This is a genomic window from Nonomuraea rhizosphaerae, from assembly GCF_019396405.1.
Taxonomy (GTDB): Bacteria; Actinomycetota; Actinomycetes; order Streptosporangiales; family Streptosporangiaceae; genus Nonomuraea; species Nonomuraea rhizosphaerae.
The window spans coordinates 1-13,865 of record NZ_JAHKRL010000222.1 but is presented as its reverse complement, the minus strand read 5'-3'; the positions used below and the strand labels follow the sequence as shown (position 1 = coordinate 13,865).

Annotated in this window: 14 protein-coding genes; 8 read left to right on the top strand and 6 right to left on the bottom strand. The window is 71.1% G+C overall.

What is annotated here, in order from left to right:
- The coding region (locus KME77_RS10965; RefSeq protein WP_372451166.1) for a glycosyltransferase at positions 1-549 on the top strand (549 nt) is incomplete at its 5' end.
- Here the strand turns inward: KME77_RS10965 and KME77_RS10960 are convergent.
- The gene (locus KME77_RS10960; protein ID WP_308250656.1) at positions 527-895 is read right to left on the bottom strand and encodes an MmcQ/YjbR family DNA-binding protein; all 369 of its coding nucleotides are present in this window, start codon (positions 893-895) and stop codon (positions 527-529) included. The genes KME77_RS10965 and KME77_RS10960 overlap by 23 nt on opposite strands.
- An 8-nt stretch (positions 896-903) precedes the next feature.
- A complete protein-coding gene (locus tag KME77_RS10955) occupies positions 904-2,205 on the bottom strand; it encodes a M50 family metallopeptidase (RefSeq protein WP_219465254.1) in 1,302 nt (433 codons plus the stop codon).
- 145 nt (positions 2,206-2,350) lie between these two features.
- Between KME77_RS10955 and KME77_RS10950 the strand changes: the two genes are divergently transcribed.
- On the top strand, positions 2,351-2,956 hold the full coding sequence (locus KME77_RS10950) for a response regulator transcription factor (RefSeq protein WP_219465252.1): 606 nt from the start codon (positions 2,351-2,353) through the stop codon (positions 2,954-2,956).
- A 172-nt stretch (positions 2,957-3,128) separates the two neighbouring features.
- Here KME77_RS10950 and KME77_RS10945 read toward each other — a convergent pair whose 3' ends face one another.
- Entirely contained in the window at positions 3,129-4,247 is a 1,119-nt protein-coding gene (locus tag KME77_RS10945) for a PP2C family protein-serine/threonine phosphatase (RefSeq protein ID WP_219465249.1), read from the bottom strand.
- A gap of 118 nt (positions 4,248-4,365) precedes the next feature.
- Here KME77_RS10945 and KME77_RS10940 point away from each other — a divergent pair, with 118 nt between their 5' ends.
- Together KME77_RS10940 and KME77_RS10935 are read left to right on the top strand one after the other, a co-directional pair.
- A complete protein-coding gene (locus KME77_RS10940; protein WP_219465240.1) occupies positions 4,366-5,595 on the top strand; it encodes a GNAT family N-acetyltransferase in 1,230 nt (409 codons plus the stop codon).
- 60 nt (positions 5,596-5,655) lie between these two features.
- Positions 5,656-5,802: a hypothetical protein gene (locus tag KME77_RS10935; protein WP_219465238.1), complete on the top strand. Its 147-nt coding sequence runs from the start codon at positions 5,656-5,658 to the stop codon at positions 5,800-5,802.
- 7 nt (positions 5,803-5,809) lie between these two features.
- On the opposite strand, the gene KME77_RS10930 is transcribed toward KME77_RS10935, so the two are convergent.
- Positions 5,810-6,277 carry a ribose-5-phosphate isomerase gene (locus tag KME77_RS10930; protein WP_219465229.1) on the bottom strand — a complete coding sequence of 156 codons (468 nt, stop codon included), beginning with the start codon at positions 6,275-6,277 and terminating at the stop codon, positions 5,810-5,812.
- Positions 6,278-6,385: 108 nt separating this feature from the next.
- Here KME77_RS10930 and def point away from each other — a divergent pair, with 108 nt between their 5' ends.
- Positions 6,386-6,871, top strand: a complete 486-nt coding sequence (gene def, locus KME77_RS10925; protein ID WP_219465221.1) for a peptide deformylase — start codon at positions 6,386-6,388, stop codon at positions 6,869-6,871.
- A 9-nt stretch (positions 6,872-6,880) separates the two neighbouring features.
- A complete protein-coding gene (locus KME77_RS10920) occupies positions 6,881-7,609 on the top strand; it encodes an SDR family oxidoreductase (RefSeq protein WP_246609564.1) in 729 nt (242 codons plus the stop codon).
- 59 nt (positions 7,610-7,668) lie between these two features.
- Here the strand turns inward: KME77_RS10920 and KME77_RS10915 are convergent, their stop codons facing one another.
- Positions 7,669-9,072 (bottom strand): aldehyde dehydrogenase family protein, encoded by a 1,404-nt coding sequence (locus KME77_RS10915; RefSeq protein ID WP_219465214.1) that lies wholly within the window; start codon positions 9,070-9,072, stop codon positions 7,669-7,671.
- A 103-nt stretch (positions 9,073-9,175) separates the two neighbouring features.
- Positions 9,176-9,802 carry a mycothiol-dependent nitroreductase Rv2466c family protein gene (locus tag KME77_RS10910; RefSeq protein WP_219465212.1) on the bottom strand — a complete coding sequence of 209 codons (627 nt, stop codon included), beginning with the start codon at positions 9,800-9,802 and terminating at the stop codon, positions 9,176-9,178.
- A gap of 89 nt (positions 9,803-9,891) precedes the next feature.
- Here KME77_RS10910 and pepN point away from each other — a divergent pair, with 89 nt between their 5' ends.
- Positions 9,892-12,450 carry an aminopeptidase N gene (pepN, locus tag KME77_RS10905; protein WP_219465210.1) on the top strand — a complete coding sequence of 853 codons (2,559 nt, stop codon included), beginning with the start codon at positions 9,892-9,894 and terminating at the stop codon, positions 12,448-12,450.
- 119 nt (positions 12,451-12,569) lie between these two features.
- Complete coding sequence (locus tag KME77_RS10900) at positions 12,570-13,751, top strand: ROK family transcriptional regulator (protein WP_219465201.1); 1,182 nt, start codon at positions 12,570-12,572, stop codon at positions 13,749-13,751.
- Positions 13,752-13,865 lie beyond the last annotated feature (114 nt).

Genomic DNA, 13,865 nt, shown 5'->3' with positions numbered 1-13,865 from the left:
CCCCTGCCGCGGGAGCTGGAGGCGTTCCTGGAGGCGGGCGCGCCGCCGGTGTACGTGGGCTTCGGCAGCATGGCCGCGCACGCGCCGAAGGACGTCGCGCGGGTGGCCATCGAGGCGTGCCGCGCGCACGGCCGCCGCGTGCTGCTCGCCCGTGGGTGGGCCGGCCTGGCGCTGATCGACGACGCCGACGACTGCTTCGCCGTCGGTGAGGTCAACCAGCAGGCGTTGTTCGGCCGGGTGGCGGCCGTCGTGCACCACGGCGGCGCGGGCACGACGACGACGGCGGCCAGGGCGGGGGCGCCGCAGGTTCTGGTGCCGCAGATCGTGGACCAGCCGCGCTGGGCCGCCCGGGTGGCCGAGCTGGGCATCGGCGCGGCGCACGACGGCCCGGCGCCGACGTTCGAGTCGCTGTCGGCCGCGCTCGGCATCGCCCTGGCCCAGGAGACTCAGGCACGGGCGAGGGCCGTGGCCGGCACGATCCGCGCCGACGGGACGACGGTGGCCGCGGAGATGCTGCTCGACCCGGTCAGCGCGGCAGCAGCGCGATGAGGGACTTCGGGGCGATCCGGCGGTAGGCGTCGGTGACGATCTCGGCGATCTCCGTCCAGTCCACCTCGACGTCCAGGTACACGCCCAGCCAGCCCCTGTGCCCCACGTACGGCGGGCGGAAGAAGTGCTCCGGGTCCTCGGCGAGCAACTCTCCCTGGACACCGGGAGGGGCGGCGCACCAGAAGGACAGGCGGGCGCCGTGGTGGTGGCCCGCGTAGGTGACGAACGTCTTCTTGTCGCGGACAAACCAGGTCGGGCTGCCGTGGCTGAGGCGCTCGGTGGTCTCGGGGAGGGCGAGGCAGAGTGCTCGCAACTCCCCGAGGCCGTACATGTCCGGCGTGTCCACGGGAAAAGTCAGCCGGTGAGGGTGAGGGGGTTGATCAGGTCGGCGTAGACGAGCAGGCCGGCCATGATGATCATGGCGAAGGCCAGCGCGTACGTGAGCGGCAGCACCTTGGCGATGTCCACGTACGCGGGCTCGGGACGCCGCCTCAGCCGGGCGTAGGCGCGCTTGATGCCCTCCCAGAGGCCGCCCGCGATGTGGCCGCCGTCCAGGGGAAGCAGTGGGATCAGGTTGAACATGCCGATCGCCAGGTTGAAGCCGGCCAGCAGGTTCACCAGGAAGGCGACCTTCTGCTCGCCCGTCAGCTCGGAGGAGAGGATCTCGCCGCCCATCCGACCGGCGCCGACGACGCCGACGGGGCCCTCGGGGTCGCGCTTCTCGCCGGAGAAGGCGGCGTTCCAGACGCCGACCATCTTGTTCGGCAGGTTGAGCAGGGATTCGGCGACGCGGCCGGTGAGCTGGCCCATGTAGCCGATGACAACGCCGAAGCTCTGCTGCTGCATGACCTCGGTGGGCATGACGCCGAGGAAGCCGACGTTCTCGATCTTCTTCGGGTCGTCCAGGGACACGCGGTCCTGGGCGATGAGCGTGACGTCGAGGGTCATGGGCTTGCCGTCGCGGACGATGCCGAGGGCGACGGGGCCGGCGCCGTGGGAGCGGATCAGGCGGGTGGCGTCGGCCCAGGTGGTGATCTTCGAGCCGTCGAAGGTGACAAGTTTGTCACCGGGCTTGAGCCCGGCCTTGGCGGCGGGGGTCGGCTGGTCGGTGGGGCGGCAGTCCGTACGCTGCTCGCTGACCGGGATGACGCACGTGTTGGTCCGAGGGGACACCACGGGTGTCACCGTGGGCAGGCCGATGCCGACGAGCAGGACGGAGAAGAGGATGAACGCCAGCACGAAGTTCATCATCGGCCCGCCGGACATGATGATGACCTTCTGCCACCACTTCTTGCGGTAGAAGACCCGCTCCTCGTCGCCGGGCCGGACCTCCTCCTGGGCCGCCTCGCGGGCGCTCTCGATCAGGCCCTGGAACGGGCCGGTCGAGCTGCTCCTGAGCTTGGTGGGGTCGTCGCCGGGGCGCGGCGGCAGCATGCCGATCATGCGGATGTAGCCGCCGAGCGGGATCCACTTGATGCCGTACTCGGTCTCGCCGCGGCGGATGGACCAGGCGGTCGAGCCGAAGCCGACCATGAACTGGGGCACCCGGACACCGAAGATCTTCGCCGGGATGAAGTGGCCCAGCTCGTGCAACCCGACGGAGACCATCAGTCCGATCAGGAAGACGATGATCCCCGCGACGTAGAGCCAGTTCATCTGGGCGCGCTCCAGGCAGACAGAAGGTCTCGACAGCCCCCAGAGTAGTCGAAGTCACCACACGCTGATGGCTTGCGCGCTCTTTGCCGGACGTTGACAGTAAGCGACGGTGCGATCACCCTGGGAGAGTGCGGAGGGGGGAGCCTTGATCAGGATTCTGGTCGCCGAGCATGTGCCGCTGCTCCGGCGTGGCCTGGTCGCCTCGCTCGACGCGGAGGCCGACCTGACGGTGGTGGCCGAGGTGGGCGACGCCGAGGAGGTCGTGCCCGCCGTGGTGACCTACGAGCCCGACACGGCGGTCATCGACCTGGACCTGCCGGGCGTGGGCGGTCTGTCGGCGGCGGCCCGGCTGCGGGAGAAGGCGCCGGGCTGCCAGGTGCTGATGCTGTCGGCGCGGCCCACCCCGTCGCAGGTGCGCAGGGCGCTGGACATGCAGGCGCTCGGGTTCATGAGCCTGGGGGTCGGGCCCGAGCAGCTCGCCGAGGGGCTGCGGCTGGTGGCGGCGGGACGGCGGGCGGTCGACTCCGAGCTGGCCATCGCCGCGCTGCAGTCGGCGGCCAATCCGCTGACCAGGCGGGAGCTGGACGTGCTGCGGATCGCCGCCGGCGGGGCGCGGTCGGCGGAGATCGCCGACCAGTTGTTCCTGTCGGTGGGGACGGTACGCAACCATCTGTCGCGGATCATGTGCAAGACGGGAGCGCGCAACCGGGTGGACGCCGTGCGGATCGCCCACGACTCCGGCTGGCTGTAAGGCCGGTTGTGAGGCTGACTGTGAGGCCGGTTGTGAGGCCGGCCGTGAGCACAGGGCACTGCCGGAGCCCGGTGAAGCCGCGCCGCTCCACCGGGCCCGGAGCCCTTCGAGGATCTCAAGATCGATCAGTGGCTGCCAGTGACCGGTTTCACCGCTTCACCCGTGTGATTCGTCACGGCCGCCAGATGAGGACCAGCGCGCAGTCGTCGCTGTGACCCGAGGCCATCGCGTTGACCAGCACCCGGGCGCCGTCACGGAAGCCGGAGGTGGGCAGCAGCCGCTCGGCCTCGCCCAGGAGCTTGTCGAGGCCGGCGTCGATGTCGCGGCCCGGCTGCTCGATCAGCCCGTCGGTGTAGAGCAGCAGCGCGTCGCCCTTGCGCAGGGTGCCACTGTCGGGCTCGCAGTGCAGGTCGGGCACGACGCCGAGGACCACGCCCTTGGCGGAGGCGACCTGCCAGCTCCCGGTGCCCGCGGCGAACTTGACGACCGGAGGGTGCCCGGCCGAGGTGATGGTGTAGTCGCCGGTGGCGAGGTCGAGGCGGACGTGCACGGCCGTCACGAACCCCTCGTCGCCGCGCTGGCGGTGCAGGTAGGCGTTGCAGGCGGGCAGGAAGTCGGTGACCGAGCCGAGCAGCCCGCCGAACGTGCCGGACAGCAGCAGCGCCCTGGTGCCCGCGTCGACGCCCTTGCCGGACACGTCGACGAGCGCAATCTCCACTTTGTCCTCGTCGCGCATGGAGACCAGGAAGTCGCCGCCGAAGGAGGAGCCGCCCGCCTGCTTGAGCACGACCTTGCCGCCCCAGTCCTTGGGCAGCGGGGGCAGCTCGCCCTGGCTCCTGAGCCGGTCGCGCAGCTCCAGCAGCATGGCGTCGCCGCGCAGCCCCTGCACGCCGAGCGTGCCGCGGGTGCGGGCCATCAGCACGGCCAGGACGGTCGTGAAGCCGATCGTCACCATGAGCCCCACCCCGACCCGGCCGACGCCGAGCATCGCGGCGATGTAACCGAGCGACACGGCCACCGCGACGAGCAGCTTGACCAGGCTGGCCAGCCGGAGCTGCAACCCGCCGATGAGCAGCACGAGGATGAACAGCGAGGGCGAGAACCACTCGGTCGAGACCTGGGCCGCCAGCAGGCCGGTGACGAGCGTGAGCACCGTCAGCGTGACCAGCAGGTTGCGGTCGCGGGCCAGGGAGCCCCTCCTGATGAACCGCACGGCGGACACCAGCAACGGCACCCGCACGAGGAGCGCGCGGAGCCGTGGCGGGACAAGCGGCGCCGGTCGGGAACTCATGATGCGCCTGACTGTAGCGGTCTGACCTACCTTTGGGCAGCCCACTTGACCAACGCCTTGATCATTAAGCACGTATATTGGGTGGCCGTCCCCCTTTGCCCGCTCCTACCTTGGACGGATGACGTATCCGATCCGTCCGGTTGACGAGGCCGAGTGGCCGCAATTCGCCGATGTGCTCTCCGAAGGGTTCGGCTGGACCCCGCATCCCACCCAACTCGAGCGCGCGAAGCTCCAGACCGAGTTCGATCGGACGCTGGCGGCGTTCGACGGCGACGTCATGGCGGGTGTCACCGCCGTCTTCACCTTCCTCATGACGGTTCCCGGCGCGCAGATCCCGGTGGCGGGCGTGACGGCCGTCAGCGTGCTCGCCTCGCACCGCCGCCGCGGCGTGTTGTCGGCGCTGATGCGCAGGCAGCTGTCCGACGTGCGCGACCGCGGCGAGTCCGTGGCCGCCCTGTACGCCTCCGAGTCCGTCATCTACAGCAGGTTCGGGTACGGCCGGGCGGCGAGCGAGATGGGCTTCAGCATCGCCAAGAGCGGCTCGGCGTTCGTCGGGAACGCCCCGGCCGACCCGTCGCTGCGGCTGCGGGTGGTCAAGCCGGCCGAGGCCAGTGGCGAGTTCGAGCGGCTGTTCGCGTCCGTCGTGGCCGCGCGGCCCGGGCGTTACGCGCGTGGTGAGCACTTCTGGAGCGCGTGGCTGGCCGACGAGGAGTTCGACCGCGAGGGCTACGGCCAGCTGCGCGGCCTGATCGCCGAGGACGAGGGCGGGGTGCGCGGGTACGCGCTGTTCCGGATCAAGGCGCGCTGGGACGACGACGGCGTGCCCAGCGGCGTGCTGAAGCTGCACGAGGTCGAGGCGGCCGACCCCGCCGCGTACGCGCTGCTGTGGCGCAGCATGCTCGACCGCGACCTGGTCGCCAGGGTCGAGGGGGCCAGGCCGGTGGACGATCCGATCCTGGCCCTGCTGGCCGACCCGCGCCAGCTGCGCAGCAGCGTCACGGACGAGCTGTGGGTGCGCCTGGTGGAGGTGGACAAGGCGCTGACCTCGCGGGCGTACGTGTCGCCGGTGGACGTGGTGATCGAGGTCGAGGACGACGTGTGCCCGTGGAACGCCCGCCGCTGGCGGCTCAGCGCGGACGCCTCCGGGTCGGAGTGCAAGCCGGTGGACGACGAGCCCGACCTGTCGCTGACGGCCTCGTCGCTCGGCTCGGCGTACATGGGGGACAGCACCGTGCTGACCGCGCAGCGGGACGCGGGGCTGCTGCGTGAGCACACGCCCGGATCGGTGCGCGGGCTCGCCACGGCGATGTCGTGGAGCCCGAAGCCCTGGAGCGGGATGACGTTCTGAGCGAGCCCTCGATGCCGGCGCGGCCCTCCGCGAAGGGCCGCGTCGGCGTAGGGTCGCGGTATGGCGTTGCAGAGCTTGCAGATCACGACGATCACCGCGATGCGGGCGCGTGACGTGTCGCGCCCGTCGAAGGAGCAGCAGGAGGCCGCCGACCGGCGGCCCCTGCGGGACGAGATGCCCAGGCGCGACCCCAAGCGCAGGGTCTAGGGCGGCCCTACGGGAGCGAGGGCAGCTGGCCGATCGTCTCGTAGGTGGCCACCTGCGCGATGCGCCGGGCGTGCCGCTCAGAGCCGGAGAACTGCGTCGTCAGGAAGACCTCGACGAACCTGGTGGCGTCCTCGGCGGGGTGCATGCGCCCGCCGAGGGAGACGACGTTGGCGTTGTTGTGCTCGCGGGCCAGCCGGGCCGTCTCCTCGCTCCAGGCGAGGGCCGCGCGGATGCCGCGTACTTTGTTGGCCGCCATCTGCTCGCCGTTGCCGGACCCGCCGATGACGATGCCCAGGCTGCCGGGATCGTCGGCGACGCCCTCGGCGGCGCGCAGGCAGAAGGCCGGGTAGTCGTCCTCGGCGTCGTAGACGAACGGACCGCAGTCGGTCACCTCGTGACCGTGGTCCTTGAGCCAGGACACGAGGTGGTTCTTGAGCTCATAGCCGGCATGGTCGGCACCGATGTAGACACGCACGCCGCCCAGTCTTCCACAGCGGCGCGCGGCGTCCTCCCGCCACGCGTGGGCTGGCTAGAGTAAGGACTGCTATGGGTATCCAGTCCTTACTCTTGTTACAGGAGCATCATGCGTGAGATCCGCGTACTCGGCGACCCGGTGCTGCGCACGCCCGCCGAACCCGTCGAGGGCTTCGACCGGGAGCTGCGCCGTCTCATCGACGAGATGTTCGAGGCCATGTACGCCGTGGACGGCGTGGGCCTGGCGGGGCCGCAGATCGGCGTCCCGCGCCGATTGTTCGTCTACGACATCAGCGGGCGCAAGGGGCACGTGGTCAACCCCGTGCTCACCGTGGACGACGCCGAGGAGGCGGTGGACGAGGAGGGCTGCCTGTCGGTGCCGGACCGGCGGACGGGCAAGCCGATCTACGCCCCGGTGGCGCGGGCCTCCGGGGTGAGCGTCGAGGGCTTCGACCGGCTCGGCCGCCCGATCAGGCTGCGGGCGCGGGGCTCGCTGGCGCGCTGCTTCCAGCACGAGTGCGAGCACCTGGACGGCAGGCTGTACGTCGACCGGCTGCCGCGGCCGGAGGCGCGCAAGATCATGCTGAGGGCGTAGGTTGGCGGCATGAGCCTGTTTTCCGGAAAGGGCGCAGTGGTCACCGGCGGTTCGCGGGGCATCGGCAGGGCCATCGTGGAGCGGCTCTCGGCCGACGGCGCGGACGTGATGTTCACCTACAGGAACGACTCGGACGCCGCCGGAGAGGTGGCCAAGAAGACCGGGGCCCGGGCGTTACGGGCCGACCAGGGCGACCGGAACGACGTCGAGCGGCTGTTCGCCGAGGCGGAGAAGGAGCTGCCCGGCCTGGACATCCTGGTGCTCAACGCGGCGGCGGAAAAGCAGAAGGCCATCGGGGACGTCACGGACGAGGAGTACGAGCGGGTGTTCGCGGTGAACACCCGCTTCGCGTTCCTGGCGCTGCAGTGGGCCGGGCGGGTGATGCGTGACGGCGGGCGGATCGTCAACCTCTCCACCATGAACACCGCCGTGCCCGCACCGGGCATCTCGCTCTACATCGGCAGCAAGGCGGCCGTCGAGCAGTTCGTCAAGGTGGCGGCGCGGGAGCTGGGCGGGCGCGGGATCACCTGCAACAGCGTCTCCCCCGGCGCCACCGACACCGAGATGCTGCGCTCCACCAACCCGCCCGAGGCGCTGGCGCAGGTGCCCGCCCTGACCGCGTTGCGACGGCTGGGGCAGCCTGACGACATCGCGGCCGTGGTGGCGTTCCTGGCCGGGCCCGACGGGCGGTGGGTCACCGGGCAGAACCTGCTGGCCACCGGGGGGCTCTACCTCTGAGCCCCCCGTGAAGCCCCTCAGAGCTGCAGCTGAGCCCTTCAGAGCCGCAGCTGAGCCTCTCAGAGCTGCAGCGACTTGGTCTCCAGGTATTCCTCCAGGCCCTGCTCGCCCAGCTCGCGGCCGATGCCCGACTGCTTGTAGCCGCCGAACGGGGCCTGCGGGTTGAAGGCGCCGCCGTTGATGGCGACCTGGCCGGTGCGCAGCCTGCGCGCCACCTCGACCGCCCGCTCCTGGGTGGCCGCCCACACCGCTCCGGCCAGCCCGTACGGGGTGCCGTCGGCGATGCGCACGGCCTGGTCCTCGCTGGTGTAGGGGATGATCGACAGGACCGGGCCGAAGATCTCCTCCTGCTCGATCGTCATGCCGGGCTCGACCCCGGCGAAGACGGTCGGCTCGACGTAGAAGCCGCGGGGGTGCGGGCGCTCGGTGCCGCCCGCCACCAGCCGCGCGCCCTCCTCCTGGCCCCGGTTGATGTAGCGGACCACGCGGTCGCGCTGCACCTCGGAGACGAGCGGGCCGATGCGGGTGCTCTCGTCGAAGGGGTCGCCGACCTTGTAGCGGCTCGCGGCCTCGACGGCCAGGCGGACCGCCTCGTCGTACTGGTCGCGGTGGACGATCATGCGGGTCCACGCCGAGCACGTCTGGCCCGCGTTGACGTAGCAGTTGGCCACGCCGACCTTCACGGCGGTGCCCAGGTCGGCGTCGGGCAGGATGACGTTGGCGGACTTGCCGCCGAGCTCCAGCGCGACCCGTTTGACCGACTCGGCGGCGAGGGTGGCCACCCGGCGCCCGGCGGCGGTGGAGCCGGTGAAGGAGATCATGTCGACGCCGGGGTGGGCGGCCATGGCCTCGCCGACCACCGGGCCACGCCCGCTGACCAGGTTGAACACACCCGGCGGCAGGCCGACCTCGTGGAAGATCTCGGTCAGCGCGTACGCGGCCAGCGGCGCCACCTCGGTCGGCTTGAGCACGACCGTGCAGCCGGCCGCCAGCGCCGGGGCGACCTTGCAGATGATCTGGTGCAGCGGGTAGTTCCACGGCGTGATCGCGGCGACGACGCCCACCGGCTCCTTGACCACGAGCGAGTTGCCGACCCGCGACTCGCGCGGGTGGGTCACCGCCAGGCGGGCGTAGTTGGCCAGGACGCTCGCGGGCATGAGCGTCTGCACCTTCAGCGCGAACCCGATGGGCGAGCCCATGTCGGTCGCGATCGTCCTGGCGACGTCCTCGGCGCGCTCGGTCAGCAGCTCGGCCGCCGCGGCGAGAAGCTTGCCGCGTTCGGTGGCCGCCGCGGCCGACCAGGAGGGGAAGGCGTCGCGCGCCGCGCGCACCGCCGCCTCCACGTCGTCGGCCGCGCCCGCGGGCACCCGATCGACGATCTCCTCCGTGGCCGGATTGACAACCTCGATGGCCTCGCCCGAGACCGAAGCGGTCCAGGCACCGTCGATGTACAGCTGACGCATAGCCCCCATCCTTGCGCGCCTGCCGTCACAATGCGAGGGCGCGGCGCCTCGTGCGGCTCCCCCAGAAGGGTACGGCCACAGGTGGCGGGCGGGAGGGGAATCGTCAGTCGAACTGCGGCCGCTTCGTGCGGGTGCGCTTCAGCTCGAAGAAGTCGTCGAACTCGGTGGTCAGCAGCACGCCGTCCCAGAGCCGGCCGGCGTCCTCGCCGCGCAGGATCCTGGTGATCACCGGGCCGAAGAAGGCGTTGGCGCCGACGCGGATGATCGGGGTGCCGACCTCCTGGCCGACCAGCGTGATGCCCTCCTCGTGCGAGGCGCGGATGGCGTCGTCGTACTCGGTGGAGTCCATGGCGTCCAGGAGCTCCTCGCCGAGGCCGACGGCCTGCAGCGACTCGGCGGCGATGGCGCGCAGGACCTCGGGGGTCCGGTCCTTGCCCCTGCCCTCGTTGTGGATGCGGGTGCCGACCTCGGTGTAGAGGCGGCCGAGGTATTCCTCGCCGTGCTTGGCGCCCGCCGCGGCGATGACCCTGATGAGCTTGGTGCCCTCAGTGGCGCGTGCGCGGTAGTCGTCGGAGACGTCCTTGTTCTCGTTCAGCACTTCGAGGCTCATGATGCGCCACCGCGGCTCGATCGGGCGAACCTTCTCAACTTCGAGCAGCCATCGTGACGTAACCCATGCAAATGGGCAGAAAGGATCGAACCAGAGATCTACAGGAGTCGTGTCGGTCACGTTGGGCCATAACCTGGGGGGTCGATGTCCTATTCCCAGCGTGGCAGGATACCGACAAACCCCGACGAAGTGGTGAAAAGGAGCGCAACTTGGCAGGCAATTTGACTCGGGACGAGGCTCGTGAGCGCGCTCGGCTGGTGAAGGTCGAGTCGTACGAGGTGGCACTCGACCTGACCGAGGGAGACGAGCGCTTCGAGAGTGTCACCACCGTACGTTTCAGCAGCTCCCGTCCGGGGTCGGCCACGTTCATCGACCTGCACGGGGCGAACGTGCGCCAGGTCACGCTCAACGGGACCGACCTGGACGTGTCCGCCTATGACGCGGACAAGGGGCGTTTCCCCCTGCCGGACCTCGCCGGGTCGAACGTGCTGCGCGTCGACGCCGACTGCAGCTACATGCGCACCGGTGAGGGTCTGCACCGCTTCGTCGACCCGGTGGACCAGAACGTCTATCTGCACAGCCAGTTCGAGACGGCCGACGCGCACCGCATGTACGCCTGCTTCGACCAGCCCGACCTGAAGGCGACGTTCCAGATCACCGTGCTGGCGCCGGCCGACTGGGAGGTGGTCTCCAACGCGACGGCCACGTCGGTGGAGCCGCTGGCGGAGGAGAGCGGCAGGCACGGCGGGGTCACGGCGGCCAAGCGCTGGGAGTTCCCGGCAACGCCGGTGATGTCCACCTATATCACTGCTTTGGTGGCTGGGCCTTACCACAAGGTGACCTCCGAGCACGACGGCATCCCGCTCGGGGTCTACTGCCGCGCCTCGCTGGCCGAGCACCTGGACGCCGACAACATCCTGGAGGTCACCCGGCAGGGGTTCGACTTCTTCCACCGGGTGTTCGGCGTGCGCTACCCGTTCGGCAAGTACGACCAGCTCTTCGTGCCCGAGTTCAACGCCGGCGCGATGGAGAACGCCGGATGTGTCACCTTCCTGGAGGACTACGTCTTCCGCTCCAGGGTCACCGACGCCGTCTTCGAGCGGCGGGCGGAGACGATCCTGCACGAGATGGCGCACATGTGGTTCGGCGACCTGGTGACCATGCGCTGGTGGGACGACCTGTGGCTGAACGAGTCGTTCGCCACGTACATGTCGGTGCTGGCCCAGGCCGAGGCGACGCGCTGGGGCAAGGGGGCGTGGACGACGTTCGCGAACGTGGAGAAGGCCTGGGCCTACCGCCAGGACCAGCTTCCCTCCACGCACCCGATCGCCTCCGACATCCCGGACATGCAGGCCGTCGAGGTGAACTTCGACGGCATCACCTACGCCAAGGGCGCCTCGGTGCTCAAGCAGCTCGTCGCCTACGTCGGCCTGGAGAACTTCCTGGCCGGGGTCCGCGACTACTTCGGCGAGCACGCGTGGGGCAACACCGAGCTGAAGGACCTGCTCGGCGCGCTGGAGCGGACCTCGGGCCGCGACCTGTCGTCGTGGTCGAAGGAGTGGCTGGAGACCGCCTGGGTCAACACGCTGCGCCCGTCGTTCACGGTGGCCGACGGCCGTTTCGAGACGTTCGACGTGCTGCAGGAGGCGCCCGCCGACTACCCGACGCTGCGCTCGCACCGCGTCGCCATCGGCCTGTACTCGCTGACGGACGGCGTGCTGACGCGGACCGAGCGGGTCGAGCTGGATGTGGTGGGCGCGCGCACGGCCGTGTCGGAGCTGGTCGGCGTGGAGCAGCCCGACCTGGTGCTGATCAACGACGACGACCTGACCTACGCGAAGGTCCGCCTGGACGAGCGGTCGCTGCGCACGCTGGTCGACGGCGGCATCGCGGCGTTCACCGAGTCGCTGCCCAGGGCGCTGTGCTGGCTGGCGGCGTGGGACATGACACGCGACGGCGAGATGTCCACGCGCGACTACGTGAAGCTGGTCGTCTCGGGCGTCGGCACGGTCAAGGACATCACCGTCCTTCAGGCGGTGCTGCGGCAGGCGCGGATGGCCGTGCAGCAGTACGCGGACCCGGCGTGGCGGGCCGAGGGCCTGTCGACGCTGGCCACGGAGCTGCGTTCGCTGATCGCCGCGGCCGAGCCCGGCTCGGACCACCAGCTCGCCTACCTCCAGGCGTTCGCGCCGACGGCGCGGGGCGAGGAGGACCTGACGGTGCTCCAGGGCATCCTGGACGGCTCGGCGGTGCCCGAGGGGCTGACCGTGGACACCGACCTGCGCTGGGCGCTGGTCCACGCGCTGGTCTCCGGCGGCAGGCTGACCGGCGCCGACGTCGACGCCGAGCTGGAGCGCGACGCGACGGCCACGGGCGAGCGCTCGGCGGCGCTGTGCCGGGCGGCCATCCCGACGGCCGAGGGCAAGGCCGCCGCATGGGCGGCGATCGTGGAGGGCAAGCTGGCCAACCACATCGCCCGTACGACGATCAGCGGCTTCCAGGACCCGCACCACCCGGAGCTGATGGCGCCCTACCGGGAGAAGTACTTCACCCTGGTCGGCAGGATCTACCGGGAGTGGACGTTCGACCAGGCGCAGGCGTTCGCGGTGGGCTGCTTCCCGGCGCTGCTGATCGAGCAGGAGACCGTCCAGGCGGCACAGGATTTCCTGGACGCGGACCGGCCGCCGCAGGCGCTGCGCAGGATGATCATGGAGGGCGCCGACGGCGTCAGCCGCGCGCTGCGCAACCGGGCCAAAGACACGGCCTGACCACCCGAGGAAAGGGGCCCCTGGCGACAGGGGCCCCTTTTCGTGTCTTGACACCCGGACGCCTGCGGCCTCATATTTTCACCACTAACTTTATTTCCAAAGAAAGTCGTGCCCATCACATGGCAGGAACTGATCGCGGTGATCTCACCAGGACGGCGATCCTCGCGCTCCTCGGCACGGTCGGGCCGCTCAGCCGTACCGAGATAGCGCGTGAGCTGGACCTCAGCCCGGCGACCGTCACGCAGCTCACCCGCGAGCTGATGGGCTACGGCATGCTGGAGGAGCTGGACCTGAAGCCGTCGCGCGGCGGGCGGCCCGCGCAGACGCTCGGGCTGGTCGGCAGCGCGGGGCGGGCGCTCGGCGTGAAGGTGACCGCCGACCACCTGGTGCTGGTGGACGTCCGGCTCGACGGCGAGGTGCTGGGGGCCTGGGAGTGCCCGTTCGACCCGGCCTCGCCCGAGGCGCTGGACCGGCTGGCCGACGCGGTCGAGTCGGTGGTCTCCGGGTCCGGGCTCGGGCTGACCGTACGCGCCGCCGCCGAGAACGGGCAGGCGCCGCCGCTGCTCGGGATCGGCGTCGGGGTGCCGGGCAGCGTCGAGGACCAGGCCGTCGGCACGGTCAACGCGCCCACGCTGGGCTGGCAGGCCATGCCGGTGGGCGAGCGGCTGCGGCGGCGGCTGAACCTGCCCGTGCTGGTGGAGAACGACGTCAACGCGCTGGCGGCGGCCGAACGGCTGTACGGCAGGGGCCGCACGCACCGTGACTTCCTGGTGCTGACCATCGGGCGCGGCGTCGGCGCCGCGATCGTGGCCGACGGGCGCGTGTACCGGGGGGCCAGGGGCGGGGCCGGGGAGTTCGGGCACGTGCCCGTCGACCCGGACGGGCCGGTGTGCGGGTGCGGGGCGCGCGGGTGCCTGGAGGCGTACGTGGGCTCCGCGGGGCTGCGGGCGGCGCTCGGCTCCAAGCCGCGCGAACAGGTGTTCGCCGAGGCCGGAGCCGTGCTGGGGCGCGCGGCGGCCGGGCTGATCAACGTGGTCGACCCCGAGGTCGTGGTGGTGCTCGGCGAGGGCACGGCCGACTGGCCGCTGTGGCGGGCGGGGTTCGACCCCGCCCTCAGGGCGCAGCTCTACCCCGGGCGGCGCGACATCTCGATCGAGGTGGAGAGCTGGGACGAGACCGGCTGGGCGCAGGGGGCGGCGGCTCTCGTGCTGGCCACGCCGTTCGACGCGGCGGGGGCCGCCGGGGAGCAGGGCCGCCTGGTGCGCGCCCGCCTGATCGGGACAGCAGAAGGAGTGAGCTGATGACCCTCACCGCCGTCCGGCCCGCCGAAGGAGCGGGCGGATGACCCTCACGGCCGTGCGGCCCCGGGTCAGCGGCACGCACCAGCGGCGGGCGCCGCGCCGTGGGGGGGGGCG